24 protein-coding genes, 1 tRNA gene and 1 other RNA gene are annotated in these 26,684 nt (G+C 66.4%); 9 read left to right on the top strand and 17 right to left on the bottom strand.

Going from position 1 to position 26,684, the window contains the following annotated elements; genetic code table 11:
* Window positions 1–463: 463 nt before the first annotated feature.
* An RNA gene (gene rnpB, locus ACQCSY_RS18150) (RNase P RNA component class A) lies at window positions 464–857 on the bottom strand.
* Window positions 858–980: 123 nt separating this feature from the next.
* Here rnpB and ACQCSY_RS18145 point away from each other — a divergent pair.
* The 3 genes from ACQCSY_RS18145 to ACQCSY_RS18135 are packed head-to-tail and all read left to right on the top strand — an operon-like array spanning window position 981 to window position 3,579.
* Window positions 981–1,814 (top strand): slipin family protein, encoded by an 834-nt coding sequence (locus ACQCSY_RS18145; protein ID WP_427130939.1) that lies wholly within the window; start codon window positions 981–983, stop codon window positions 1,812–1,814.
* 45 nt (window positions 1,815–1,859) lie between these two features.
* Window positions 1,860–2,780 (top strand): alpha/beta hydrolase, encoded by a 921-nt coding sequence (locus ACQCSY_RS18140; protein WP_427130937.1) that lies wholly within the window; start codon window positions 1,860–1,862, stop codon window positions 2,778–2,780.
* A gap of 34 nt (window positions 2,781–2,814) precedes the next feature.
* Entirely contained in the window at window positions 2,815–3,579 is a 765-nt protein-coding gene (locus tag ACQCSY_RS18135) for a YaaA family protein (protein WP_427130935.1), read from the top strand.
* Between the two features lie 82 nt (window positions 3,580–3,661).
* On the opposite strand, the gene ACQCSY_RS18130 is transcribed toward ACQCSY_RS18135, so the two are convergent.
* On the bottom strand, window positions 3,662–4,399 hold the full coding sequence (locus ACQCSY_RS18130) for a zinc ribbon domain-containing protein (RefSeq protein WP_427130933.1): 738 nt from the start codon (window positions 4,397–4,399) through the stop codon (window positions 3,662–3,664).
* 61 nt (window positions 4,400–4,460) lie between these two features.
* A complete protein-coding gene (locus ACQCSY_RS18125; RefSeq protein ID WP_427130931.1) occupies window positions 4,461–5,372 on the bottom strand; it encodes a Nif3-like dinuclear metal center hexameric protein in 912 nt (303 codons plus the stop codon).
* A 101-nt stretch (window positions 5,373–5,473) separates the two neighbouring features.
* On the opposite strand from ACQCSY_RS18125, the gene msrA reads away from it, so the two are divergent.
* From msrA to epsC, 3 genes are all read left to right on the top strand, one after another.
* Window positions 5,474–5,998, top strand: coding sequence for a peptide-methionine (S)-S-oxide reductase MsrA (gene msrA / locus ACQCSY_RS18120; protein ID WP_427130930.1), 525 nt, complete (start codon window positions 5,474–5,476; stop codon window positions 5,996–5,998).
* Between the two features lie 65 nt (window positions 5,999–6,063).
* Window positions 6,064–6,999: a cysteine synthase A gene (gene cysK / locus ACQCSY_RS18115; RefSeq protein WP_427130928.1), complete on the top strand. Its 936-nt coding sequence runs from the start codon at window positions 6,064–6,066 to the stop codon at window positions 6,997–6,999.
* A gap of 41 nt (window positions 7,000–7,040) precedes the next feature.
* Window positions 7,041–7,625, top strand: a complete 585-nt coding sequence (gene epsC, locus ACQCSY_RS18110) for a serine O-acetyltransferase EpsC (protein WP_427130926.1) — start codon at window positions 7,041–7,043, stop codon at window positions 7,623–7,625.
* Between the two features lie 82 nt (window positions 7,626–7,707).
* Here the strand turns inward: epsC and ACQCSY_RS18105 are convergent, their stop codons facing one another.
* Complete coding sequence (locus tag ACQCSY_RS18105; RefSeq protein WP_427130924.1) at window positions 7,708–8,544, bottom strand: oxidoreductase; 837 nt, start codon at window positions 8,542–8,544, stop codon at window positions 7,708–7,710.
* 90 nt (window positions 8,545–8,634) lie between these two features.
* On the bottom strand, window positions 8,635–10,071 hold the full coding sequence (gene gndA, locus ACQCSY_RS18100) for an NADP-dependent phosphogluconate dehydrogenase (RefSeq protein WP_427130922.1): 1,437 nt from the start codon (window positions 10,069–10,071) through the stop codon (window positions 8,635–8,637).
* 237 nt (window positions 10,072–10,308) lie between these two features.
* On the opposite strand from gndA, the gene ACQCSY_RS18095 reads away from it, so the two are divergent.
* A complete protein-coding gene (locus ACQCSY_RS18095; RefSeq protein WP_427130920.1) occupies window positions 10,309–11,037 on the top strand; it encodes a FadR/GntR family transcriptional regulator in 729 nt (242 codons plus the stop codon).
* A gap of 32 nt (window positions 11,038–11,069) precedes the next feature.
* Here the strand turns inward: ACQCSY_RS18095 and ACQCSY_RS18090 are convergent, their stop codons facing one another.
* The 3 genes from ACQCSY_RS18090 to ACQCSY_RS18080 are packed head-to-tail and all read right to left on the bottom strand — an operon-like array spanning window position 11,070 to window position 13,832.
* On the bottom strand, window positions 11,070–12,137 hold the full coding sequence (locus ACQCSY_RS18090) for an L-idonate 5-dehydrogenase (protein ID WP_427135927.1): 1,068 nt from the start codon (window positions 12,135–12,137) through the stop codon (window positions 11,070–11,072).
* Window positions 12,137–12,907, bottom strand: coding sequence for an SDR family oxidoreductase (locus ACQCSY_RS18085; protein WP_427130918.1), 771 nt, complete (start codon window positions 12,905–12,907; stop codon window positions 12,137–12,139). The genes ACQCSY_RS18090 and ACQCSY_RS18085 overlap by 1 nt, the downstream gene beginning before the upstream one ends.
* Window positions 12,908–12,920: 13 nt before the next feature.
* Window positions 12,921–13,832: an NAD(P)-dependent oxidoreductase gene (locus ACQCSY_RS18080; RefSeq protein WP_427135925.1), complete on the bottom strand. Its 912-nt coding sequence runs from the start codon at window positions 13,830–13,832 to the stop codon at window positions 12,921–12,923.
* A gap of 78 nt (window positions 13,833–13,910) precedes the next feature.
* On the opposite strand from ACQCSY_RS18080, the gene ACQCSY_RS18075 reads away from it, so the two are divergent.
* Window positions 13,911–14,975: a D-2-hydroxyacid dehydrogenase gene (locus ACQCSY_RS18075; protein ID WP_427130916.1), complete on the top strand. Its 1,065-nt coding sequence runs from the start codon at window positions 13,911–13,913 to the stop codon at window positions 14,973–14,975.
* Window positions 14,976–15,217: 242 nt separating this feature from the next.
* On the opposite strand, the gene ACQCSY_RS18070 is transcribed toward ACQCSY_RS18075, so the two are convergent.
* The 9 genes from ACQCSY_RS18070 to ACQCSY_RS18030 form a co-directional block, all read right to left on the bottom strand.
* A complete protein-coding gene (locus ACQCSY_RS18070) occupies window positions 15,218–16,573 on the bottom strand; it encodes an MFS transporter (RefSeq protein ID WP_427130914.1) in 1,356 nt (451 codons plus the stop codon).
* 162 nt (window positions 16,574–16,735) lie between these two features.
* The gene (locus tag ACQCSY_RS18065; RefSeq protein ID WP_427130912.1) at window positions 16,736–17,533 is read right to left on the bottom strand and encodes an IclR family transcriptional regulator; all 798 of its coding nucleotides are present in this window, start codon (window positions 17,531–17,533) and stop codon (window positions 16,736–16,738) included.
* A gap of 196 nt (window positions 17,534–17,729) precedes the next feature.
* A complete protein-coding gene (locus ACQCSY_RS18060) occupies window positions 17,730–18,560 on the bottom strand; it encodes a fumarylacetoacetate hydrolase family protein (RefSeq protein WP_427130910.1) in 831 nt (276 codons plus the stop codon).
* A gap of 415 nt (window positions 18,561–18,975) precedes the next feature.
* The gene (locus tag ACQCSY_RS18055) at window positions 18,976–19,266 is read right to left on the bottom strand and encodes a hypothetical protein (protein ID WP_427130908.1); all 291 of its coding nucleotides are present in this window, start codon (window positions 19,264–19,266) and stop codon (window positions 18,976–18,978) included.
* An 83-nt stretch (window positions 19,267–19,349) separates the two neighbouring features.
* Window positions 19,350–20,885, bottom strand: coding sequence for a DUF222 domain-containing protein (locus ACQCSY_RS18050; protein WP_427130906.1), 1,536 nt, complete (start codon window positions 20,883–20,885; stop codon window positions 19,350–19,352).
* Window positions 20,886–21,303: 418 nt separating this feature from the next.
* A tRNA-Val gene (locus tag ACQCSY_RS18045) sits at window positions 21,304–21,379 on the bottom strand.
* A gap of 134 nt (window positions 21,380–21,513) precedes the next feature.
* Window positions 21,514–22,407, bottom strand: a complete 894-nt coding sequence (locus ACQCSY_RS18040) for an NAD-dependent protein deacetylase (protein ID WP_427130904.1) — start codon at window positions 22,405–22,407, stop codon at window positions 21,514–21,516.
* A gap of 31 nt (window positions 22,408–22,438) precedes the next feature.
* Window positions 22,439–22,945 (bottom strand): peroxiredoxin, encoded by a 507-nt coding sequence (locus tag ACQCSY_RS18035; RefSeq protein WP_427130902.1) that lies wholly within the window; start codon window positions 22,943–22,945, stop codon window positions 22,439–22,441.
* Entirely contained in the window at window positions 22,942–23,361 is a 420-nt protein-coding gene (locus tag ACQCSY_RS18030) for a DUF3052 domain-containing protein (protein WP_427130900.1), read from the bottom strand. Before ACQCSY_RS18030 ends, ACQCSY_RS18035 begins: the two co-directional genes overlap by 4 nt.
* A 397-nt stretch (window positions 23,362–23,758) precedes the next feature.
* Between ACQCSY_RS18030 and aceE the strand changes: the two genes are divergently transcribed.
* Window positions 23,759–26,539 carry a pyruvate dehydrogenase (acetyl-transferring), homodimeric type gene (gene aceE, locus ACQCSY_RS18025; protein ID WP_427130898.1) on the top strand — a complete coding sequence of 927 codons (2,781 nt, stop codon included), beginning with the start codon at window positions 23,759–23,761 and terminating at the stop codon, window positions 26,537–26,539.
* Window positions 26,540–26,684: the final 145 nt, after the last annotated feature.

The raw sequence follows: 26,684 nt of genomic DNA, 5'->3' as shown, positions 1-26,684 counted from the left end.
CCGGAACCTTGGCGCCGGCGGGGATTCGGTCCACCCCGGGCGCATGGGAGCGCAAAGAAAAACCACCGGCTGCGAACGCAGGCCCGGCGGCAGAACTTCTACGTTCACCATCCATTCTAGGGCGGCGGCGCGGAGGGCGGTGCCGGGTTGGGCGTGAAATCACTCACACACGCGGACGGCCGCGCTGGAAAGTCTCAGCCCGGCGTCGACCTTCACAGTCGGGAAGTCACGACCCCCGCAAGCTGGCTCCATCGTTTTGAGACCATGGAGCCAGCCTCTTGCAGGGATGGCATCGCCTGGATGCCGTGTGGCCTGCCCCCAACTGGTTGCCCGGGCCACATCCCACCGCAAGGCTAAACGTCCGCTCGCGTGCTGGCAATCCGGCGCTCTTGTGCGGGGCGCGTGTCCCGACGGCGGACATCGGCCCTGTCCGCGCTGAACTGCGGCACCACAGGCTTTTGAGTGGATGGGTTGACCGATACGCCGGGTTCTGTGTTCCCGCGCTGTTACCGGCGCGGGAGTAGCGGCCATCCATCTACGGACGCCGTTGCCGACGCCCTCCAGCGGCCTACCCGGACACTCGGGCGAGCAGCCCTCGAACGTGTCCTGTCTGGCCTTGCTCCGGGTGGGGTTTACCTAGCCTTCCCGGTCACCCGGGAAGCTGGTGGTCTCTTACACCACCGTTTCACCCTTACCTGCCCTGCAGCCCGTGCAAGCACGCGCGGCAGGCAGGCGGTCTGTTCTCTGTGGCACTGGCCTGCGGGTTGCCCCGAGTGGGCGTTACCCACCACCCTGCTCTGCGGAGCCCGGACGTTCCTCGAGCCACTTGCGTGACGCGCGGCCGCCTGGTCAACCCATCCGCTGTACATTCTACGGGGCTGCCCGGCAGGTCATATGCACAGGCGCAATTTCAAGTCCCGGTGGGAGAATTGAAGCAATGCAGATTCCATTTTGCAGGGAAGTCACAGGGAAGTGATCGCATGGACCTCACCAGCATCGTCGTTCTCATCGTCGTCGTCATACTGCTCGTGACGCTGGCCCGGATGTCCATCCGGATTGTGCGCCAGTACGAGAAGGGAGTCCTTTTCCGGCTGGGCCGGGTGATCGGGGTGAGAATGCCCGGGCTGCGCTTCATCATTCCGGTGATCGACAAGCTCCAGATCGTCAGCCTCCGGATCGTGACGATGCCGATCCAGTCGCAGGGCATCATCACACAGGACAACGTGAGCGTCGATATCTCGGCGGTGGCGTACTACCGGGTGATCGACGCCGTGAAATCCGTGGTGGCGATTGAAAACGTGGCGGCGGCCATCAACCAGATCGCCCAGACCACGCTGCGGAAAGTTGTCGGCCGGCACAGCCTGGACCAGACGCTGTCCGAGACCGAGCGCATCAACACCGATATCCGGGAAATCCTGGATGCGCTCACCCTTGAATGGGGCGTCCAAGTCACCCTCGTGGAACTGAAGGACATCCAGCTGCCTGAGAGCATGAAGCGTGCCATGGCACGCCAGGCCGAGGCCGAGCGGGAGAAGCGGGCGAAGATCATCGCCGCCGAGGGCGAGTCCATCGCCGCGGCCGCCCTCGGGGACGCCTCGGACACCATGATGGCCCATCCCTTGGCCCTGCAGCTGCGGAATCTGCAGTCCCTCGTGGAAATCGCGGTGGACAAGAATTCGACTGTCGTCTTCCCCGCCCCCATGATGAGCACCATTGCAGAACTCGCCGCCTTCCTCGCGCGCGAAAGCAAGGCAGCCCAGGCGTCGGCGCCGGCGACTGCTTCAGCCTCCGCCACCCCGATCAAGGCGGCCTAGAAGCGCAAGAGGCGCGGCCGGCCGCCGCATGCCTATGATCAGGTCATGGAAAAGCCGCTGCTCGGACGCCGGCGCCTGCTGGAACTCGGGGCCGGCACGCTGACCGCCGCCGCGCTGGCAGCATGCACGCCCGCCACCGAGGCTCCCGCGGGCGCGCCGGCTGCTGACACGGCTGCCACGCCGTCGGCCGGGTCGGCCGGGTCCGCCGGGTCCACGGCGGAGCCCCTCGCAACCAGTCCGCAGGTGGAGGTCACGTCCGGGTCCTTTGTGTCGGCCTTTCGCCCGGACATTTCCACAGGCTGGTCCGTTGCCGCGCCGGTGCTGGCCGGCCCCGCCGGGCAGCAGATGCTTCCCGTGGCCGTATTCCTGCACGGAACCGACAGCAACAACCGCTTCCCCTTCGACGTCCTCGGCGCGCAGGCCGTCCTGCAGCGCCATCTGGGGGAAGGCGGCCAGCCCTTCGCCATCGCGTCCGTGGACGGCGGCGATTCCTGGTGGCACCCCCGCGCGGACGGCACCGATACCCAATCCATGCTGCTCGCGGAGTTCCTTCCGCTGCTCGCCGCCCGGGGGTTGGACACCGGTAGGCTCGGCCTCTTCGGTTTGTCCATGGGCGGCTTCGGGGTGCTGCTGCTCGCCTCGCAGGGAAAGATCCCCGGGCTCCGTGCGGTTGCAGCAATGAGCCCGGCTGTCTGGAGCGCGTACGACCCCCAGCTGGAAGACGCCTTCGACAGCCCGGAGGACTTCGCGGCCAATGACGTGTTCGCGCTCCGGCCGCAGCTGGAGGCATTGCCCAAGCGGATCGACTGCGGCACGGAAGACGCTCTGCTCGCCACGGTCCAGGACTATGTCAGCGCCCTCCCCGGCCCGATCGAAGGCGGATTCCAGCCCGGCGGCCACGAGGAAGTCTACTGGCGGCTCATCCTGCCGGAGGTGCTGGCCTTCCTGGCCCGGAACCTGGGCTGACACCGGGGGCAGCCGTCGTCGGTAAGATCGTACGGTGCTGATTCTGCTGCCGCCCTCCGAGGGCAAGACCCCCGCTGCCGGCGGGGACGCCGTCGACTGGACTTCCCTGAGCTTCCCCGGGCTCAACACCTACCGGGCCAAAGTACTTGACGCGCTGGGAACTGTCAGCGCCCACGACGACGCCCTGGCGCTTCTCGGCGTCGGCGCCTCCCTGGCGGCCGACGTCGAACGCAACACGCGCCTGCACGAAGAACCGGCGGCTCCGGCCCACCAGGTCTATTCCGGGGTGCTGTACGACGCGCTCGGCTACGACTCCCTGACGGCGGCGCAGCGGAAGAAGGCGGACGAGTCAGTGCTGGTGATCTCCGCGCTCTGGGGCGCGATCCGCTTCGCGGACCGGGTGCCCGCCTACCGGCTGTCGATGGGGACCGCGCTGCCCGACGTCGGACGTCTGGCAGCCTTCTGGAAGCCGCAACTGAACGACGCCCTCGCCGCCCTCTGCGCCGGTGAATTGTTGGTGGACTGCCGCTCCAGCACCTACGCTGCGGCGTGGACTCCCCCGCCACAGCAGACGGTCTCCGTGAACGTCTTCACCGAGGTCGGCGGGGTGCGGAAGGTGGTCAGCCACTTCGCCAAGCACACCCGCGGCGAGCTGGCACGGCATCTGCTGAGCCGCCGTGGCAGGGCGCCGCAGACCCCCGCGCAGCTGCGGAAGGCGGCGGCCGAAAAGTGGACCGCGGAACTCATCGAGGGCACGGCCCGGAAGCCGCACACCCTGAACATCATCCTGCCCAGCTAGCTCGCGGCTGATGTCGTTTTGAGCACAGTCGTTTTGGGCGCCCAGAACGACCCCTGCTGCCAGCCAGTTGGGGTGGAGCGCGCTAGACCCACTCGGCCGAGCGGACCAGGATGCAGCCGGAGTCGGGGCAGAACACGATCTCGTCCTCGGCCGCGGCCTTGATTTCAGCCAGGTCGCCCGGGCTGAGCTGCATGCCGGAGCCCTCCGAGGTTCCGTGGAACAGCCGGGCGGCGCCCACGCCACGCTTCGCCAGGGTCTTCTCGTAGACCGCCAGCATTCCCGCGTCCAGTTCCGCGGCGAACTCCGCGCGGCGTCCGCGCACGACGGCGGCCTCCGCGGCGATTTCGGCCAGCTGTTCGTCCAGCTCGGCGCGGATGGTACCGAAGGAGCCCTGGATGTCGTCGACGATCTGCTGCTGGGAGGCCTGGCGGGCACGGAGGGTGTCCAGCCGTTCGAGGACCTCAAGTTCGACGTCCTCGAGGTCGGAGCGGCGCTTGTTGAGGGAGACGAGGTCGCGCTGCAGGGCCACGAGGTCCTTGGACAGGCCCGTGCCGCTGTTCAGCTTGGCCTCGTCGCGTGCGATCCGGGAGGCCACCTGCTCCACGTCTGTTTCGGAACGCTTGAGTTCCAGTTCGGCGTCGTGAACGGCCATCTTCGCGGCACCGAGTTCGCCGCCGGCCACGCTGAGGGCAGCCTCGAGATCGGTGATCCGGGAATCATTTTCAAGGCTTCGGCGGCGGTTGGACAGGGACTTGAGTTTGGCATCAAGTCCCTGCAATTCGAGCAACTTCAACTGTTCCGCCGGTGCTGCCTTGGCCACTATTACCTCCGCTTGTTCCCTGCCGGCCGGAGCCGGGCACCGTACCGGCGCTCTCTAGACTCTAGTCCCCGCCCGGAGTCAGAATGAAGTCCCACGGATCGCTGTTGGTGGTGCTGACCCGGATCTGGACGTCGTGCCCCTGGTCGGTCAGCACGTTGCCGAGCGCTTCGGCGGCCGCGGGAAGCCACAGCCATTCGCTGGCGAAGTGTGAAACGTCGATCAGGTACGGCCGGTCGTTGACGGCCGCCTCGCGGGCTTCCGACGCCGGATGGTGCCGCAGATCCGCTGTCAGGTAGACGTCGGCGTTGCTGGCCCGCACCTCACCGAAGAGGGAGTCACCGGCGCCGCCGCACAAGGCCACCCGGCGCACCAGGCCGTCCCGGTCACCGGACACCCGGACACCGCCGGCCACTGACGGCAGGATGCCGAACACCCGCGCGGCGAAATCGCCTAGCGTCAGGACCTCCGCCAGGTCCCCGACCCGGCCGATGCCTTCTTCCGGGAGCCCGTTCGTGGCGGGGGTCAGCGGGGCCACGTTCTGCAGGCCCAGCGCGTCAGCCAGGACGTCAGAGACGCCCCCGACGGCGGAGTCACCGTTGGTGTGGACGGTCAGCAGCGCGGTCCCGGACTCGATCAGGCGGTGCACGGCCCTGCCCTTGGCCGTGTTCGCGGCGACCGAGGTCACGCCCTTGAGCAGCAGCGGATGGTGCGTGATCAGCAGCTCGGCGCCGACGTCGATGGCTTCCTCGATCACGTCGCGGGTCGGATCAACGGCGAAAAGGATCCTGTGCACCTCGGCGTTGGGATGGCCGGCCACGAGGCCCACTTCGTCCCATTCCTCGGCGAGCGATTCGGGCCAGAGTTCTTCCACCGCCAGCAGGATCATGCCCAGCGTGGCGGCGACGGAGGTCGCCCCGGTGGAGGACCCGGCGGCATCGTACTCAGCTGAAACATCGGTGTTCACAGGTTCCATACCCTCATTTTTACCCTATCGGGTGGCCTTCCCCACTCCCGTCACGGTGCCGGATCGGCCCGTCGGGGAATCATCGGGGCGGTTCAACCATTGAAGAGAGCATGAGAACTTTTGTCCTCGGCGGAGGCTGCTTCTGGTGCCTCGACGCCGTCTACCAGATAACCAAGGGCGTCAGCTCGGTCGTTTCGGGCTACACCGGAGGCCACGACCGCAACCCCGATTACTACTCCGTCTGCGCGGGAACCACCGGCCATGCCGAGGTGGTGGCGGTGACCTTTGATGAGGACGTGATCCCGGCGGAGGTCATCCTGGACATGTTCTTCGCGCTCCACGACCCCACCACGCTGAACCGGCAGGGCTATGACGTCGGAACCCAGTACCGTTCCTCGATGTTCTACGAGACGACCGAGGAGAAGATCCTCTTCGGGGAGGCGATCGAGCGGAACCAGGCGCTGTGGTCGCACCGGATCGTGACCGAGGTGAGCCGGCTGCCCGTCTTCCATGTGGCGGAGGATTTCCACCAGGACTTCTACGGCAAGTACCCCGAGCAGGGCTACTGCCAGGTGATCATCAATCCGAAGCTGGCCAAGGCCAGGAAATATTACTCTGCGTGGCTTAATGCTTAGCTAGGGTCTGCACGCGCTCGTTAGGCTGACCTCAGTAATCCCTCTTCAGAGACAGGCATACATACATGGCACGGATCTATGACGATGTCACCCAGCTGGTTGGCGGCACTCCGCTGGTCAGGCTCAACCGGCTGACCGAAGGCCTGGAAGCCACGGTGGCGGTCAAGCTGGAGTTCTACAACCCGGCCAACAGCGTCAAGGACCGAATCGGCGTCGCCATCATTGACGCGGCCGAGAAATCCGGTGCCCTCAAGCCCGGCGGCACCATTGTTGAAGGCACCTCCGGCAACACCGGCATCGCCCTGGCCATGGTCGGCGCGGCGCGCGGCTACAAAGTCATCCTGACCATGCCGGAAACCATGTCCACGGAACGCCGTGTCATGCTCCGCGCCTACGGTGCCGAGATTGTGCTGACCCCCGGCTCCGAGGGCATGCGGGGCGCCGTGGAGAAGGCCCAGGAGATCGTGGCCAACACGGAGAACTCCGTCTGGGCCCAGCAGTTCGCCAACGAGGCCAACCCGGAGATCCACCGCACCACCACGGCCGAGGAAATCTGGTCCGACACCGACGGCAAGGTGGACATCTTCGTCTCCGGCGTCGGCACCGGCGGCACCGTCACCGGCGTCGGACAGGTCCTCAAGGAGCGCAATCCCGACGTCCAGATCATCGCCGTCGAGCCGAAGGATTCCGCCATCCTCAACGGCGGAGCCCCGGGCCCGCACAAGATCCAGGGCCTCGGCGCCAACTTCATTCCGGAAATCCTGGACACCAACGTCTACGACGAGGTCATTGACGCCACCCTGGAGGATTCCGTCCGCGTCGCGCGCGAGCTCGGCATCAAGGAAGGCATTCTCGGCGGCATCTCCGCCGGTGCGGCCGTCTGGGGCGCGCTGGAGCTGGCAAAACGTCCGGAAAACAAGGGGAAGCTGATTGTTGCGATCGTTCCCGACTTCGGTGAGCGCTACATCTCAACCGTGCTTTATGACGACATCCGCGGCTGAGTCCCAGCCTGCTGACCCACGATTCCCGTAGAAAGGTCTTTGTGAGCTTCTTCGCAAGGCTTAAGGAAGACCTCGACGCCGCCCGGTCACACGACCCGGCGGCTCGAGGTTCTTTCGAGAACTTCTTTGCCTACTCCGGCCTGCACGCGATCTGGTTCCACCGCCTGACGCATCGGTTGTGGCAGAACCCCTCCCTGCGGTTCCCGGCGCGGCTGATTTCCCAGCTGGCCCGGTTCCTCACGGGAATTGAGATCCACCCCGGGGCCACCATCGGCCGGCGCTTCTTCATCGACCACGGCATGGGAGTCGTCATCGGCGAGACGGCCGAGATCGGCGAGGACGTCATGATCTATCACGGTGTGACCCTCGGCGGACGCTCGCTCGCGAAGATCAAGCGGCACCCCACCATCGAGGACCGCGTCGTGATCGGCGCCGGGGCCAAGATCCTGGGACCCATCACGATCGGCAGGGACAGCGCCGTGGGCGCCAACGCCGTGGTGGTCAAGGACGCCCCGGCCGAATCGATCATCACCGGCGTGCCGGCCGCCTGGCGCCACCGCGATGCGCAGCGCGAGACCAAACCCGCCGTCGACCCGGCCGAATACGTCATTGAATACCTGATCTAGCCGGATCCGGCCGCTCCCGGCCAACCGCCGAGTGCCGGGCCCCGCAGCGGGGGCCCGGCACTCGTGCGTTAACACGCACCCGTCAAGCGGTGGGGAACCGCTTGTAGATGTTCCAGAGCACGACGTCGAACACCCGGTCCGGCAGCAGGCGCCGAAGCAGCAGCATGGCCCGCGCGCTGCCGCCGACCGGGTACCGGGTTTTGGGGCGCGCCGAGGTGGCGGCATGGACAATCGCGTCGGCAACTACTTCCGGCGTCGTGGACAGCGCGGCTTTGTCCGTGGTGGCCAGCGCCGCCGCCATGACCTTGGCCTGCGCGGCGTACGGCCCGTTCCCGGAGCTGGCCAGCAGGCCCTGAGCGGAAATGGCACCCCATTTGGACTGCGTACCTCCCGGCTCGATGATGGACACGCCGATGCCGTGGGGCTTGAGCTCGATCCGCAGCGAATCGCTGAGGCCCTCCACGGCGAACTTGGTGGCGTGGTACCAGGCGCCGAGCGGCTCGTACATCTTCCCGCCCATGGAGGACACGTTGATGATCCTCCCGCGGCCCGCGGCCCGCATGGCAGGGATCACGAGCTGCGTCATCCGGGCCAGGCCGAAGACGTTGACGTCGAACTGCCGCCGGCCCTCGGCGAGCTCCACCTCCTCGAGCGAGCCGTAGGACCCGTAGCCGGCGTTGTTGACCAGGACATCGATCCGGCCGTGGGCGGCCAGCACCTCGCCGACGGCGGCGGCCATGGATGCCTCGTCCGTCACGTCCAGCGCCACGACGTGCACGCCGTGGGCCTTGAGCGGCTCCATCTTCTCCACCCGGCGGGCGCCGGCGTAGACGGTGAATCCGTGCTCGGCAAGCTTCTTCGCGGTTTCATAACCGATCCCGGTGGACGCACCGGTGACAAACGCTACTGGCTGGGGCACTGGCGGACTCCTGAGGTCGGGAACTGGCGAAACAACGACGGCCGGCGTCCCCCAGCGTAGCTGGAAGGCCCCGGCCGCCGTCGTCTGGACCTAGTGGGTGTCCACTGCCTCGATCTCGGACTTGTCCTCGCCCCAGAGGGTGTGGAAGGTGCCTTCGGCGTCGACGCGGCCGTAGGTGTGGGCGCCGAAGAGGTCGCGCTGGCCCTGGATCACGGCGGCCGGGAGGCGCTTGCGGCGCAGGCCGTCGTAGTAGGCCAGCGAGGAGGAGAACACCGGCACCGGGATGCCGAGCTGGACCGCAGTGGAAACCACCCGGCGCCAGGCCGGCAGGACGTCGGCGATCGCCTTGGTGAAGGCGGGGGCGAAGAGCAGGTTGGCCGGCTTCTCCGCAGCGGCGTAGGCCTTGGTGATCTCCTTGAGCAGTTCCGCACGGATGATGCAGCCGCCGCGCCAGAGCGAGGCGATCTCGTCCAGCTTCAGGTCCCAGCCGTATTCCTTGGCGGCGGAGGTGAGCATGTCCAGTCCCTGGGCGTAGGACACGAGCTTGGAGGCGTACAGCGCCTGGCGGACGTCTTCGACGAAGCCTTCGGGGACCTCGACGGCGGCCTCTCCGCCGGCCAAGAGTTCCTGGGCCAGCTGGCGCTGCTCGGTCTGCGAGGACAGGGCGCGGGCGAAGACGGATTCGGCGATGCCCGACGTCGGGGATCCCAGTTCGAGCGCGGAGATGACCGTCCAGCGGCCGGTGCCCTTCTGGCCGGCGGCGTCCACCATGACGTCGACGAACGGCTTGCCGGTCTTCGCGTCGACGTGGCCGAGGACCTCGGCGGAGATTTCGATCAGGAAGGAGGCGAGGTCGCCCTTGTTCCACTCTTCGAAGATCTTTGCCTGCTCGGCCGGTTCAATCCCTGCACCGGAGCGCAGGAGGTCGAAGGCTTCGCCGATGACCTGCATGTCGGCATATTCGATTCCGTTATGGACCATCTTGACGAAGTGGCCGGCGCCGTCGGTGCCGATCCAGGCGCAGCACGGCTTGCCGTCCACGTGGGCGGCGATCTTTTCCAGCAGCGGGCCGAGGGCGTCGTAGGACTCCCTGGAGCCGCCGGGCATGATCGAGGGGCCGTTGAGGGCGCCTTCCTCGCCGCCGGACACGCCGATGCCGACGAAGTGCAGGTCCTTGGCGGCGAGTGCGGCCTCGCGGCGGCGGGTGTCCTCGTAGTGTGAGTTGCCGGCGTCGATGATGATGTCGCCCGGCTCCAGCAGCGGCTCAAGCTGCTCGATCACGGAGTCGACCGGTTTGCCGGCCTTGACCATGATCAGCACCCGGCGGGGCTTCTCCAGGGAGTCAACCAGTTCCTGGAGCGTTTCCGTGCGGACGAAGTCGCCATCGCCGCCGTGCTTTTCCAGCAGGGCGTCAGTTTTTTCCACGGACCGGTTATGCAGGGCAACGGTGAAGCCGTTCCGGGCCAGGTTGCGGGCAAGGTTGGCCCCCATCACCGCAAGGCCGGTGACACCGATGTGTGCTGACATCAAAACTCCAATTCATTTCTGTGCAACGAGTGTAGTTCGTCCCGCACTGCGTGCGGAACGCGCTTCTTGGGATTAGTGGCTGTCAATAAACCATATGTATTTCCGCGGGCTTCGGGAAAGCAGCGCCCACGTGGCGGAATACCGCGCGTCACAAACAGTCTATGATTCCCGGCACCACTTCGCCGGGACGGCTGTAACGGCGGCCGGATCGGCGTGCGCAGCACTATGCTTACGACTATGTCAACCAGCCTCCACCATCGTGCCATTGAGCACCTCGGCACCCGCATCGTCGCAGGCCAACTCCCCGCCGGCCACGTCATGCTGGCCGAGCACCTCGAAGAGGAGCTGAAGGTCTCCCGCTCGGTGGTCCGGGAGGCTGTCCGTGTCCTGCAGTCCCTCGGCCTGGTCGAAACGATCAAGCGCGTAGGCATCCGTGTCCTGCCGGCCAGCCGCTGGAACCCGTTCGATCCGCTCGTGATCCGCTGGCGTCTGGCCGGCGAGGGCCGCGGTGCCCAGCTCCGCTCGCTCGCGGAGCTGCGGACCGCCGTCGAGCCCGTGGCCGCGGAACTTGCGGCCATCAACGCCCCGGAGGAGCTCCGGCGCGAGCTCGTGGAGATCTCCCACGCCATGCGCGACGCCGGCCAGGCCGGGGACGTGCCCCGGTTCCTGGAACTGGACATCCACTTTCATTCGCTGCTGCTGACCGGGTCCGGCAACGAGATGTTCGCCAACATGGTGGGGCAGGTCGCCGAGACGCTGACCGGGCGTACCGTCCACGGCCTCATGCCTGACCACCCGCGCGAAACGGCGCTGCAGTGGCATGTGGACGTTGCCGAGGCGATTGCCGCCGGGGACGCCGCCGCGGCGCGGGACGCCTCGAACAGGATCATGCGGGAGACAATTTCGGAGATGGCGCCGACCTGGAAGAACCAGCCCAGGGTGTTTGTGCCGGTCCAGCGGCGTTGAGGCCCGCCGCTCCGTTGGGGCTACGGCGCCGCTCATCCCTCCGGGGGCGGCCTGAAGTCCAGCAGCACCTTGCCGGATTCCGCGGAGTTTTTGGCCACTTCAAAGGCCTCCAGTCCGCGGTCCAGCGTGAAGGTGTGGGTGACCACCGGATCCACGAACAGCGACCCGTCGGCCAGTGCGCCAATGACCTCATCAATTTCGTCGTTGAAGCGGAAGGAGCCGAGCAGCGCCAGCTCGCGGGTAATCGCCAGCGAGATCAGGACGGGCTGCGGGCCGGAGGGCAGGAGCCCCACCATCACCACCTTGCCGCCGCGGACTGCGCCCTTGATCGCCGAGGCCAGGCCGTGATGGCTGCCCGAGGACTCGATAACAACGTCGGCCTCCACTGCTGCAATGGCCTCGGCGTCGTCGCCCTTGAGGACTTCGTCAGCGCCCACGGCACGGGCTATTTCCAGCGGCTTGGCGTGCATGTCCACGGCCACGATGCGCTGCGCACCCGCGCGTTTGAGGACGGCCACCGCCAGCGCGCCGATGGGGCCGCTGCCGATCACAAGGGCCGTCTTTCCCGCCACGGCTCCGGCACGCGAGACGGCGTGCCAGGCGACGCTGGCCGGTTCCACCAAGACGGCGGTCCTTAGCTCCAGGCCTGCGGGCAGGGGACGGAGCATCCGGGCAGGCAGGGTGGCGTACCGGCTGAACGCCCCGTCAGTGTGCGGGAAGCGTGCGGCACTGCCCAGGTAGGTGCAGCCCGGTGACAGGTTTGGACGGTCTTCGGGGTACCGGGCAGCGCCCGGACGCGGCGTGGCGGGATGGACGGCGACGGCCGTCCCGGCCTCGGGCCCTGTTCCGTCCTTGGCCGCCAGCAGTACGGTTCCTACGATTTCGTGGCCCAGGATCATGGGCGCCTTGAGGACCGATTCGCCCGCGGCGCCGTGCATCCAGTAGTGCAGGTCCGAGCCGCAAATGCCGCCGAAGGCCACTTCGACAACAGCTTCATCGGGCGCCGGTGCGGACACGGGAATGTCCTCGATCCGGAGATCGCCGGCTGCGTGGGCAACCACTGCCGCCGCGGTGGCCGGAAGTCCGGTTCCGCCGGGCATCACACCACCACCGTCATTCCGCCGTCGATGAAGATGGTCTGGCCGTTGACGAAATTCGAGCCGTCGGACGCGAGCCAGACCGCCGGGCCGGCCAGGTCCTGCACGGTCCCCCACCGGTGCGCGGGGGTCCGGCCGAGGATCCAGGAATTGAACTCCTCGTCGTCCACGAGGTTCTGCGTCATTTCGGTGTGGATGTAGCCGGGTGCGATGCCGTTGATCTGCAGGCCCGAACCGGCCCATTCCGCCGTCATGGCCCGGGTCAGGTTCCGGAGTCCGCCCTTGGCCGCAACATAGGGGGCGATGGTGGGCCGGGCGAGGTCCGTCTGCACCGAGCAGATGTTGATGATTTTTCCCCGGCCGCGCGGGATCATGTAGGGCGCCGCCTCACGCCCCACGAGAAACGCGCTGGTCAGGTCCGTGGAGATTACCCGTTCCCAGTCGGCGACGTCCAGCTCCAGCATGGGGACACGGTGCTGAATGCCGGCGTTGTTCACCAGGATTTCCAGCGGCCCTACGTTCTCTTCCACCCAGGCGACGCCCCGGGCCGCCTCGGTGTCGCAGGTGACGTCGAAGGCGCAGCTGTGCACCCGCCCGGGCGGGTAGTCCGCGGCCATTGCGGCTTCTGCGGCCTTGAGCCGTTCGGGGTTGATGCCGTTGAGCACCACCGTGGCGCCGGCGTCGGCCAGTGCCCGGGCCAGGGCGTTGCCTATCCCCCGGCTGGAGCCGGTGACCAGTGCGGTCCGGCCTGTCAGGTCAAAAAGTCCACTCATGGTTCGCTGATCCTCAATTGGTCTTGACTGCCGTGTTGTCGCTGAGATTGGAGATTGTTTGCCGAACGACGGCGAGGTCCTGGTCCCCCAGTCCCTGGCGCTTCAGTTCCGCGTAGAGTTCGACGCCGGCGGACGCCATCGGTACGGCGGCGTCCACCGCGGCGGCGCTTTCGACCACAAAGGAAAGGTCCTTGTGCATGAACTTGGCGGGGCCGGTGGGAGCGTAGTTCCTGGCGGCGAGCCGCGGCCCCACGACCTCCAGGACCCGGCTGCCGGCCAGGCCGCCCGCGAGCACCTCGTAGAGGGCCGCGACGTCCATGCCGGAGCGTTCGGCGAGCTCCGCGGCTTCGGCGAGCGCCGCCGTCGTGGTTCCCACGATGAGCTGGTTGCACGCCTTGGCCAGCGACCCGGCGCCCAGCGGTCCCAGCCGCCGCACCGTAGTACCCATGGCACTGAAAAGCGGCAGGAGCCGCCGAAAGTCCTGTTCGTTTGCGCCCGCCATGATGGCCAGGGTCCCTTCCACGGCACCTTTGGTGCCGCCGCTCACGGGAGCATCTACGACGGCGGCGTTCCCGCCGCTCGCCTCGGCTACCCGTGACCCGAATTCCTTCACCGCGGACGACGAGACGCTGCTCATGACCACCACGGCGGTCCCGGCGGCCGGCGGCGTCGCGGCCCAGCTGGCCAGGAGTCCGGCGGCCGAGTCTTCGATGTAGGAGAGATCCGGCAGCATAAAGATGATGACCGGCTTGTCGCGGAGCGCTTCCACCTCGGCCACGCGTGCGCCGCCGAGGGCTTCGAACGCGTCAAGTGCCGCCGGTGAGCGGTTCCAGGCGGTGACGGCCCACCCTGCCTTGAGGAGGTTTGCTGCCATCGGCGCACCCATAAATCCCAGGCCCACAAAGCCGGCTTCCTTCCGGTCCATATCCATGCTGCCTCACTTCGTCATGACTGATCCTGGTCAATTTCAGTAATCTGTTCAATATCCTAGCCTCCATTCAGTATGATGAACACTATGACGTCTAAAACCACCGTCGCGATCGCCGTCCCGCTCGAAGCAGAGCTTGTGGAGCGCATCCGCGCAGTAGATCCTTCCGTTACCGTCCTTTACGAACCGGAGCTGTTGCCGCCGGAACGCTTTCCCGCAGACCACTCGGGAGATCCGGACTTCCGCCGGACGCCGGAGCAGGAGGAGCGCTACTGGGACATGCTCACTAAGGCCCAGGTCCTCTACGGGTTCCCCAACGAAAGCCCCGCAGGCCTCGCCAGGATCGCCGGCAGCAATCCGCACCTTGAGTGGATCCATGCCATGGCGGCGGGCGCCGGCGGTGTCGTGAAGGCATCCGGGCTGGATGCCGGGACGCTGCAGAAGTTCAAGGTGACCACCTCCGCCGGCGTTCACGCCCTGCCGCTCGCCGAGTTCGCCGCCCTCGGAATCCTCAACGGCTTCAAGCGCAGCGCGGAACTGGCACACGACCAGGCGGCCAGGATCTGGCCCGAGCTCCGCACCCCCACGCGCCTGGTCAACGGCTCCAGCCTGGTAATCACCGGACTGGGCGAGATCGGGCTCGAGACTGCACGGATCGCCCGCGCCCTGGGCATGACCGTCAGCGGCACCAAGAGGACTGTGGAGCCCATCGACGGCATCGAAGAAGTCACGGACAACGACGGCCTCGCCGGCCTGCTGGCCACGGCGGACGCCGTCGTCAATACACTTCCCGGCACGCCGTACACCGAGAAACTCTTCAACCGCGCGGTATTCGCGGCCATGAAGCCTGGAACTGTCTTTGTGAACGTGGGCCGCGGCACCGTTGTGGCCGAGGAAGCCCTGCTGGAGGCGCTCGGCAACGGCCAGGTCTCGTATGCGTGCCTCGATGTTTTTGCCGTGGAGCCGCTCCCCGAGGACAGCCCGCTGTGGAACCACCCCAAGGTGATGGTGTCCCCGCACACCTCGGCCCTCAGCGCCGCCGAAAACCGCCTGATCGCCGAACGCTTCTGCAGCAACCTGCGCACGTTCCTCGACGGCGGCGAACTCCCCCACCTCGTGGACACGGTCCACTTCTACTAAGTCCCGCAACCTATTCCGCACCGCCAACAAGGGCGGCCTCTCCGGAAACGGAGGGGCCGCCTTTGCGTTGATCCGGCGGCCGCCATGCCTGCACCCGCCCCGTCCGGCGACGCGTTTCTGCAGCGACTCGGGATGCCCGCATCGCCAGAAGCCCCGCATCGGCAGAAGGCCGTGCCCCCTTCCTGAGGGGAAGGGGGCACGGCCTGAGGTCTGCAGACGGCGGGCTGAGAACCCAGGAGGGCCTAGCTCGCGTCCTCCGTGAGGAGTAGGTTGCGTCCCACCGTCTCGGGGGTGAAAAACGTGGTGACAAACGAGATGAGGGCAAGAACCACCGAGTAGACGGCGAGCACCAGCCAGGAGTGATTCGTGGCGGCCAGGAGCGCGGCGCCCACCAGCGGAACAAGTCCGCCGGCCATGACGGCAGAGAGTTCGCGGCTCATGGCCACGCCGGTGAACCGGTACCGCGAACCGAAGAGTTCCGGCAGGAGCGGGCACTGCGGGCCGAGCATGGACTGAACGCCGAGGGCGATGCCCACCACCATGACTATCCAGACGAGAGTGACGTTGCCCAGCGTCACCAGATAGAACGCCGGCAGCGCGATGAGGGCCTGGAATAGCGCACCGTAGCGGTAGACGGGCACACGGCCGAACCTGTCCGACAATGCACCGAAAGTGACCACCATAACGGCGGCGAAGCCGGCGGCGATGAGCAGGCCCACCGGACCGATGAACTTGTCGCCCGGGAAGACCCCGTCCTTAGAGGCCAGGAAGGCGATGAGGAGGGCGGAATAGATCGAGGAATTCCCGTTCTCACCCATCCGCAGGCCAATGCCGATCAGCACGTTCTTCTTGGAGTGCTTCCAAAGCTGGCTGATGGGGTTCTTGACCACACTTTTGTGCTTCTCCAGCTCCTGGAATACGGGCGTTTCCTTCAGCCTCAGCCGGATGAAGATGGCCACGGCAATCAGGATCACACTCGCCAAGAACGGTACCCGCCACAGCCAGCCTTCCAGGACGGCCTTGTCAGCCATGGCAATCAGGGCGAACGTTCCCGCACCGAGCAGGGTGCCCAGCTGGATTCCGACAAACGGCAGCGAGGCGAAGAAGCCGCGACGGCGGCGCGGTGCGACTTCGGAAATCAACGTGGTGGCGCCTGCCTGCTCCGCGCCGGCGCCCAGGCCCTGAAGAATGCGCAGCGTCACCAGGAGAACGGCGCCCAGCATGCCGGCCTGCTCAAACGTCGGCAGCAGACCGATGGCGAAGCTTGCAGTACCCATCAGGCCGATAGTGAGGATGAGGACCATTTTGCGGCCGAACCTGTCGCCGATGTAGCCGAAGACCAGTCCGCCAAAGGGCCGGGCTGCGAAACCCACTCCGTACGTGGCAAACGATGCGATCAAGGCCCCGTCCTCGCCGAGCGGCTTGAAGAAGAGCGGGCCGAAGATCAGGGCCGACGCGAGGCCATAGATGTAGAAGTCGTAGTACTCCAGAGCGGAGCCTACGGAACTGGCAAGAGTTGCCCTTCGCAGCTGTTCCGGATCGACGACGGCGCCGTCCGCATCAGCCAGCGGTGTATTAGTACGAGTTGTCACAAGCACTCCCTCAAAAACACTCCAGACCCCCGTTGGCCTGGTGGGATAGGAACAACCCCTGAGGCGTTGATCACTATGTTGAACAGCGTACAACATGGTGATCGGTTCGCCAATGTGTAATCAGATTTAGTTTTCAGGAAACTCGATCGGCTCGATCACGCGCCCGTTTTACCCCATGGGATTGCCCAGGGACCGGGCCAGTTCCTTCAGTTCTTTCACCATCATCGCCCCCTGCTCTTCGGAGTAGGTGGCCTTCAGCGCGGTTACCGAAAGGCCCAAGCTGGGTCCGTGCGCACCACGCGTTGGGACCGAGACGGCCAGGCATACGACACCCGTGGTTGATTCCTCATCCTCGAAGGCGTAGCCCTGTTCCCGAATGACGGCGAGTTGGGCCTTGAGCTCGGCCCCGGTACGCAGCGACTTCGGAGTCAGGACCGGTAGTTGGGCGTCATCCGGGAACATCTCGGCGACGTCGTGGTCATGCAGCCGTGCCAGCAGGGCCTTGCCCACGGCACAGAGAGACACCGGCATCTTGTCGCCAATGTTGGAGGTCAGGCGAACGGCGGGGTGGCCTTCATAGCGGGCCAGATAGATGACGTTTGTTCCATCCAGCATGGCGATGCGGACAGTTTCACCCGAAAGTGTTGGAGCCTGTTCACAGAACCGGTAGAACTCCTGGACCTCATCAAGGCGGCTGAGGTAGGCCGCGCCGAGCTCAACCAACTTGCGTCCGAGAGTGAACTCGGCGCCTTGGCGATTGATGAGTCTGGCCTCCTCGAGCGCAAGCAGGAGGTTCGATGTTGAAGATTTCGGAATTCCCAGCTCCCTGGCGAGGTCACTCAGCGTAAGGCGTCCGGTCGCAGAGGCAGCCAGGGCCTCCAGCACAGCAGCGGCGCGGGTGACCGCCGGTGCGGGTGAGGCGCTCCCCAGTCCGTCAGGGGTTCGGGGAACTCGGGAATCGGCCATGATTCTCCTTCAGGTATCGCGCGCATGTCGCCGGCGCCACTCATTCGAATGCTGTTCAATCAGCTGAACAGTAACCATCATAATGTCTGCCGCGGGAAATCGCGCCTCTGAGGGCTGCCCACGGCCGCTAGCCGCTTCCCGGCTCCGGTGAATATTTCCTTTGGTCAAGCCGGACACGCGATGCCGGCGAATGCAGTCAAGCTGCGGCCACCACCGGATTCGTCAGCTCGCCGATGCCCTCAATGTGGCAGGTCACGGTGTCGCCGGGAACGATGCGCGCGCACTCGGCGGGGAAGCCCGTGAGCACGAGATCGCCAGGGTGAAGCGTCATGAAGGAAGTCACGTAGACCAGGATTTCCTCCACTCCCCAGCCGAGGTCAGCGGAGCTGGCCGCCTTGAGCTCCGTGCCGTTGTGTTTGATCCCGATCGCCAGGTTGGCGCCATTCAGATCCGTGACGATCCACGGCCCCACCGGAGTGAACGTGTCCTGGCTTTTGGCGCTAATCCACAACTCGTCGGAATTCTGCAAGTCCCTGGCCGAGACGTCGTTTCCGATCGTGAAACCCAGAACTGCAGTGCGTGCGTTGCTGAGCGTCAGTCCACGGACTCTGCTCCCGACGACGATTGTCAGTTCCGCTTCCGGGTCAACGCGGCCCACGCCTGGCCACAGTTCTATTGCGTCTCCCGGACCGACAACGCTAGTCGCGGCCTTGTGGAAGGCCTGCGGGGGGAGATCGCGCCCCGCGTGGCCGGTGTTGTGCGCCATGCCCAGGACGTTGGCCGGAACGCTTGGCGCCAGGAAGGTGAACGAGCTTTCTTCAACCGTGGCGCCGCTTTCCCAACCACTGCGGGGTAAGCTGCCGGCATTGGCCAAGGAACCCGGGAACGGCGTGTTGGTCACCGTCCACACCTTTCCTGCTTCACTGCCGAAGTCCGGGGCGTCGTTGGCGACGAAAAAGTGCTCGGCCTCCGAAACATATGAGATCGGGCGGACTCGGGCAATTCGGCGGGCACTCGTGGCGATCATGAAGACATCCTAGGTCCCGGGGCTGGGCGGGGGTGGAATGTGTCAGGTCAGGGCGGCGGATCCGAAAGCCACGCTGAAACGGTCGCACCAGAGCACCACTGTTGCCAGTGACCGCGGCGGATCAAACCGCGCAGATTGGCCCGACGCCCCATCGCAAGCCTTCAATGTCTTAACGCCCCTCGTGGCCCGCCATGAAGGGAAGTATCTGGTGCGCGGCCGGCTGGTTCATTGCCTCCATGGCCGGGTTGCGCGGCCTGTCGAGCCACCGCGGCTTATTTCACATTTACTCCCATTCACGGTATATTCGTTACAAGCCTTCCACCGCGGCATCCCCCAATAGTCGCGGTGGAAGGCTTTTCCAATGCCCGGACCCGGGTCCGCTGTGAGGTTTGTTTCGCGGTGACCTTTCCCGCCCCTACGCGGCGTCCGCTATGGACTCCCGCAGCCGCCAGCCGCCGCCAAGTCCGTCCCGAATCAGTTCCATGGTGGTCAAGGCCGATCTGTGGTTGCCGCCCAGCCGCGCCTGGATCTGCCAGACTTCCACATCCACCCGGCTCAGGCCCTTCGGCATCCGCCGCTCCGCCTCCCACCAGCTCACCCGCTCAAACCAGCGGACGGGCTCGGCCCCGATAGTCCATTTTCGGCCGCCGCGGACCACTGCCGAGGGCCTCCCGTCCGGGCCCGTCGTCACCATCACGTGTTCCATGCCCGCAACAGTAGGGCGGGGCTGCGACATTTTATGGGGAAGTGCAGGCGCATATCCCTCCCAGACCCGCATTGATGAGGCACTCACCCGGCGGTCACGAGGGCGGAAGGCCTGAAGTAGTGGTTTCTTCGGGGTTCCTGGCGCGGGTCCAGGTGCGGTGGCGGGATGAACCACGGGATCCCGGTCCGGATCTGGATGCTCCATTGTTCCTTGTGGATCAGGTGATGGTGGTGGCTGCACAGGAGGGTGCCGTTATCCGTGCTGGTGGTCCCGCCGCGGGACCAGTAGCTGATGTGGTGGGCTTCGCACCACGGTGCGGGGAGCGTGCAGCCGGGGAAGGCGCAGCCCTGGTCCCGTGCCGTGATGGCCTTGCGGATGTGCGGCGGGAAGATCCGGGAGGTCCGGCCGATGTCCAGGATCTGGCGTTCGCCGCCGAGGAGGACCGGGATGATGTCCGCGTCGCAGGCGATCTTCCGGACCGTGGAGGCTGTGACGGGCCCGGTGAACAGCAGCGTGCCGGTGTGCTCCGGTGTCCGGCCCGCGGCGGCAGTGTCGCCTGCCGCCGTTCCGTCTGTGTGTCCCAGCCGGGCGAGCAGGTCCCGGTAGTCGATGGTGACCATGACCTGCGGGCGCAGTCCGCCGGCGGCGGGCAGCGAGCCGGCGGCGAGGGCGGCCTTGCAGGCCCCGACGAGGCCGTCGAGGAGTTTCTGCGGCCGGGAACGGAGGTCCAATCCCGCGGAGCCGGGCCCGCTTTCGGCCCCGCCGCTCACCCCAGCGATCCCACCTGACGTATCGCCGGACGTGACGGCTGACGTGCAAGCTGACGTGCAAGCTGACGTGCCGGCGGCCCGGTCCTGCCCGTCGGCGGGCACATCCGGCGCCGCCGTGCCGGTGCGGGGGTTGGCGGCGGTGTTCATGACGGTGAGGAGGTGTTCGAACTGGTCCGTGGTCGCGAAGATCTCGACGTGGTGGAGGCCGTGGCGGGTCCGGCGGACGAAGGCGCCCTGCAGCTGGCGCAGCAGCTCTTCGGAGGGTTCGGCGCCGTCCTGGTCCAAGGCGTCGGTCCACCGCCGTGCGACCTGGACGAGGAAGTCGGGATCGTTCTCCGCGGCGGTGCGCGTCAGGGCGTGTTCCATCCGGGCCGCGGCGTCGGCGTCATAGGCATGCCGGACGCGGTCCAGCGCCAGGGCGATGATCGTGGCGGCCCGGGAACCCAGCTCTCCGGCGGCAAGGGCCGCGCCGAGCTCCTCGTGCACCGCCGGTTGTGGCTGGCCGGCGATGCCGTGGCGCGGCAGGAGGCTTTCGGCCAGGGACAGCCGGCGCCGGGCCTCCGTGGCGCTGATCCGCAGCCGCGCCCGCAGGAACTCCGTGGAGTTCCGGTAGCCGTCGTCCACAGCCAGCGAGGAATCCACCGCACTGGACGTATCCGCGGGCCCGGGTTTGTTTCCAGTTCCAGCGCCGGTGCCGGAGCTCGAGGTGTCCCGCCAGCCGGTCGTCCACGAGGTGCTGTCCGTGATGCGGGTGGCTGCTGCCGCTGCCGCGGACTGTTTCCTGGTCCGGTCCACGGCCCCCGCCGCCACGATCTGCAGATACTCCACCGTCCGCGAGAGCTCTTCCACCGGCCTGCGAAGTCCGCGGCGGCGCGGAAGGCCCAGAGCGCCGCGTCCTGCACCGCCGTCGAGCTCAGTGCTTGAAGCAAGGCCAGGGCGCTGTCCACGCCAGGCTGGGCCGGGGCTGTGTCGCGGTCTGTGCCCCGGGCCGTGTCGTGGAAGGGAATGAAATCCCTGACGGCTTCCATAACTAAACTCTGCCAGAGGGGTCTGACGGTTTAGTGACCACCCCAACGCGGCGTCGGATTCGCTGCCGCCAGGCAGTATTCAGGGCACGCGATCCAGGACCCGCGGCCAGCCAAACTGCTTGCGGACCCTGGGCGAGAAAAGTACAGATACTGCGCACACCGCCCCGGTGTCCGCAGTCACTTCCGCACGAAAAACCCCGCCGTGCCGGCCTTTCGGCCTGGAACGACGGGGTTTTCCTTGGTGGGTCCTACCGGGATCGAACCGATGACATCCACGGTGTAAACGTGGCGCTCTACCAGCTGAGCTAAAGACCCAAACCGCGGTTTCTGCGCCTCAGCGCTTCAACCAACGAACAGCTACTGTACCGGATGCACCGGGCGGAACGCCAATCGGCGGGCAGGCAGCGCCGAGCCCACGGACAACGGAGCCCAGCGGACTCACCGCGGCCTCACAGCGGCGGCAACTCCGCGGCGAGCCAGGTCAGGGCCCCGCTGACGCCGGCGTCGAGTTTGATCATGGCCAGCTCGTCCCCGCGGGTGTGTCCCCTGTTGATGATGACCACGGCCTTGCCCTGCTTGGCCGCGTGGCGGACAAAACGCAGGCCGCTCATCACCGTGAGGGAGGACCCCGCGACAACGAGCGCACCGGCCTCATCCACCATGGCGTACGAGCGCTCCACGCGGTCCTTCGGTACGTTTTCCCCGAAGTACACGAAATCGGGCTTCAGTGTGCCCCCGCAGGCGGGACAGCGCGCCACGACGAAGCTTTCGATGAGTCCGGAGTCCTCGACGGTGGCATCGGCGTCGGGAGCCATCTCGACCACCCCGGCGGCCAGGGCGCGCTCCAGGAATCCGGGGTTGAGCTCTTCCAGCACACCGGCCAGCAGGCCACGGCTGTAGCGGCGGTGGCAGTCGAGGCAGACCACCTGGTCGAACCGGCCGTGCAGATCCACCACATTGACGCTGCCGGCGTCCTCGTGGAGGCGGTCCACGTTCTGCGTGATGAGTCCAGTGAGCAGCCCGCGGTGTTCCAGCCTGGCGGCAGCGGCGTGGCCCTCGTTCGGGTCCGCCCGGCGCATATGCGACCAGCCGATGTGGTTGCGGGCCCAGTAGCGCTGCCGGTTCCCCGGCTCACCGATGAATTCCTGGTAGGTCATCGGGGCCCTGGGCGCGGCGTCGGGCCCGCGGTAATCCGGGATACCGGAATCCGTGCTCAGGCCGGCTCCGGTCAGCAGGGCAAACTGCTCACCGGCAAGGACACCGCGGATCTCCCGCAGCGCCTCAAGCTCGTCGCCCGCAGGTCTGGCCGCAGCGACCGGGGGCAGGCTGGCAAAGCCAGTCATGCCGATTCCGGGGCGCCGCTGCCTCACAGGTTCAGCTCCGGCCGAGGCCCGCCAGCGCGGCGCGGTATTCGGCAAGATCGCGGGCCTGGCCGCGGGGATTCACCACCACGTAGCGCACGATTCCGGCCGCATCGATGATGAACGTGCCGCGCATCGCCATGCCGCTCCGCGCGTCAAACACGCCGTACCGTTCAGCCACGGCGCCGTGCGGCCAGAAGTCGGCCAGCAGATCAAAGCTGTAGCCTTCCTTCTCCGCATAGGCCCGCTGGGCGAACTTGCTGTCCACCGACACCGCCAGCACGGCCGCGTCGGCGTCTTCGAAGAGCGCCAGATTGTCCCTGATTTCGCACAGTTCACCGGTACAGATACCGGAAAAGGCGAACGGGTAGAACACGACGACGACGTTGCGGCCCCGGAAGTCCGAGAGCCTCACGGTTTCGCCGAACTGGTTTGCCAGTTCGAAGGCCGGAGCCGGCTCGCCAACGGCCGTTGCAACGCCGGCCGGACGGGCGCCGGCTTGCTGGACCGCCTGGGTCACTTGTTCTTCCGGGTGACCAGGCGCGTGGCGCTCCAGTCCTTGGAAACGCCCGCAGAGGTCGTGTAGTGCAGTCCTGCCGTGGGTGCGGCATCCTGGATGTCCGCCGGAGACACGTAGCCGACCCGGCCGGACTTAGGGGTCAGGACCCAGACAACGCCGCCCTCGGTCAGGGTGGTCAGCGAGTCAACAAGGGTGTCAACGAGGTCTCCGTCGCCGGCCCTCCACCAGAGAATGGCGGCATCGACTACCTCGTGGTCGTCCTCGTCGAGAAGTTCCGAACCCGTGAGATCTTCGATGTCGTCACGCAAATCGAAGTCGACGTCGTCGTCATAACCGAATTCCTGAATCAGATCCCCATTTTTGAAACCCAGTTTTTCCGCCACATTTACCGAAGTGGCGGCGTCGGCCTCGCTCACGTGTTGCTCCTATGCTTGGTGATTTCAATGTCTCTAGTGATTTCCATTACTCCAAGCCAACACCCTTTGCGCCTCCGCTTCAAGCTGTTGGCACCGCGATCCGCCATATTCTGCGTCACACGCGGTGATCCGAGGTCCGCCGGGCGGCTCTTCGTCACACAACCAGTATGCCCGTGAAATACGGCAGGACCCCCATGCGACAGCTACGCATCCGCCTGCTGTCACAGATAGAGTGGCTGATGACGACTACGTCCGCAAGGGCGACCGCTCCGCTGATACAGGCAGGCATAGTTGTGATTGGACCTTGCCCGGCGCACATGACCGGGCTGTTGTAACCGATACGTCGCACACGTCGCGTTCACGCCAGGCAGCTACCCTGCCGGAGCTGAGGGTGCCGATGAATGCGCTCAAAGAGAGGTTGGACGTGGCTGCAGGAGAAGATACCTCCCATATCCTCAGCGGGTTGACAAACCAGCTGCCTGATCGTGATCCGGAAGAGACCGCCGAATGGATCGAGTCCCTGGATACCCTGATTCAGGAACAGGGCACCGAACGTGCCCGGTACATCATGCGCAGTCTGCTCCAGCGGGCCGGCGCGCAGAGCGTGGGTGTTCCGATGGTGACCACCACGGACTACGTCAACACGATCCCCGTGGACCAGGAGGCGCCGTTCCCCGGCGATGAGGAGATCGAGCGGAAGTACCGGGCCTGGCTGCGCTGGAACGCCGCGGTGATGGTGCACCGGGCGCAGCGGGCGGATATCGGCGTCGGCGGGCACATCTCCACCTACGCCGGCGCCGCGACCCTGTACGAGGTCGGCTTCAACCATTTCTTCCGCGGCAAGGACCACCCCGGCGGCGGCGACCAGGTCTTCTTCCAGGGCCACGCCTCCCCCGGCATGTACGCCCGCGCGTTCATGGAGGGCCGGCTGAGCGAGGAGGACCTGGATGGCTTCCGGCAGGAGAAGTCCAAGGAAGGCCACGCCCTGTCCTCCTACCCGCACCCGCGGCTGATGCCGGAGTTCTGGGAATTCCCCACGGTGTCGATGGGGATCGGGCCGATGAACGCCATCTACCAGGCGCAGTCCAACCGGTACCTGGAAAACCGCGGCCTCAAGGACACCAGCGACCAGCAGGTCTGGGCGTTCCTGGGTGACGGCGAAATGGACGAGCCCGAATCCCGCGGCCTGCTCCAGCTCGCCGCGAACGACAAGCTCGACAACCTCAACTTCGTCATCAACTGCAACCTCCAGCGCCTCGACGGGCCGGTCCGCGGCAACGGCAAGATCATGCAGGAACTCGAGGCCTTCTTCCGCGGCGCCGGCTGGAACGTCATCAAGGTCGTCTGGGGCCGCGAGTGGGACGACCTCCTGGATAAGGACCACGACGGCTCGCTGGTGAAGATCATGAACGAGACCGTCGACGGCGACTACCAGACGTACAAGGCCGAATCCGGCGCGTTCGTCCGCGAGCACTTCTTCGGCCAGACCCCGCAGACCAAGGAAATGGTCCAGGACCTGTCCGACGACCAGATCTGGAACCTCAAGCGCGGCGGCCACGACTACAACAAGGTCTACGCCGCGTACAAGGCCGCCACCGAGTTCAAGGGCAAGCCGACCGTCATCCTGGCGCACACCGTCAAGGGCTACGGCCTGGGCACCCACTTCGAGGGCCGCAACGCCACGCACCAGATGAAGAAGCTCACCCTCGCGGACCTGAAGGCCTTCCGCGACCACCTGCGCATCCCGGTCACGGACGAGCAGCTCGAGGCCGACCTCTACCGGCCCCCGTACTACCACCCCGGCATGGACGCCCCCGAGATCCAGTACCTGATGGAGCGCCGCCGCGAACTTGGCGGCTTCGTCCCCGAGCGCCGCTCCAAGCACACCGAGATCACCCTCCCGGATGACAAGGTCTACGAGGTCGCCAACCGCGGGTCCGGCAAGCAGCAGGCCGCCACCACCATGGCATTCGTGCGGCTCCTCAAGGACCTCATGCGGGACAAGGAGTTCGGCAAGAGGATCGTGCCGATCATCCCTGATGAGGCCCGCACCTTCGGCATGGATGCGTTCTTCCCGACCGCGAAGATCTACAACCCGAACGGCCAGAACTACCTCTCCGTGGACCGCGACCTCGTCCTGGCGTACAAGGAATCCATTTCCGGCCAGATCGTGCACGCCGGCATCAACGAGGCCGGTTCCGTCGCGGCCTTCACCGCCGCGGGCACCTCCTACGCCACCCACGGCGAACCGCTGATCCCCATTTACGTCTTCTACTCGATGTTCGGGTTCCAGCGCACCGGGGACTCCTTCTGGGCCGCGGCGGACCAGATGACCCGCGGGTTCATCATCGGCGCCACCGCGGGCCGCACCACGCTGACCGGCGAGGGCCTGCAGCACGCGGACGGGCACTCGCCCCTGCTGGCTTCCACCAACCCGGCCGTCGTCACCTACGACCCGGCGTACGGCTATGAGATCGGCGTGATTATGCGCGACGGCCTCAACCGCATGTATGGCCCCGGCCTCGCCGACAACGACCCGGCACGGAACGTGATGTACTACATCACGGTCTACAACGAGCCGATCGTGCAGCCCCCGGTACCCGCGGAGCTCGACGTCGAGGGCATCATCAAGGGCATTTACCTGCTCGCGCCGGCCAAGATCGATGGCCCCCGCACGCAGATCCTCGCCTCCGGTGTGTCCGTCCCCTGGGCCCTGGAAGCCCAGCGGATCCTCGCCGAGGACTGGGACGTCTCCGCGGACGTCTGGTCCGTGACGTCCTGGACCGAACTGCGCCGCGACGCCATGGCCGCCGAGGAGGAGGCCTTCCTGAACCCGGGCCAGCCCGCCCGCGTTCCGTTCGTGGCCCAGCAGCTCGCCGGCGCCACCGGGCCGATCGTGGCGGTCACCGACTACATGAAGGCCGTCCCGGACCAGATCCGGCAGTTCCTCCCGCACCAGTTCGCCTCGCTCGGCGCGGACGGCTTCGGCTTCTCGGACACCCGCGCCGCCGCCCGCCGCTTCTTCAAGAACGACATCCACTCGGTCGTGGTCCGTTCCCTGGAGATGCTGGCCCGCCGCGGCGAAGTTGATGCCCAGGCCCCGGCGAAGGCTATCGAGAAGTACCGCCTGCACAACGTCAATGCCGGCACCACCGGCAACGCGGGCGGCGACTCCTAAGCCAGGATCAGGCCAGAACGACGGCGGTTCCCACCGGAAGGTGGGGCCGCCGTCGGCGTTTAATCGTCACGCCGGACGCCGCCTTGCGACCGCGGCGCAACGGTGACGCAGCACTGTGATTCAGGACAAGGGCTGTTGTAGCCTT

It is taken from the genome of Pseudarthrobacter sp. S9 (assembly GCF_050156545.1).
In the GTDB taxonomy this organism is placed as follows: Bacteria; Actinomycetota; Actinomycetes; order Actinomycetales; family Micrococcaceae; genus Arthrobacter.
The sequence above is the reverse complement of the archived record's forward strand: the minus strand, read 5'-3'. Positions and strand labels throughout refer to the sequence as shown.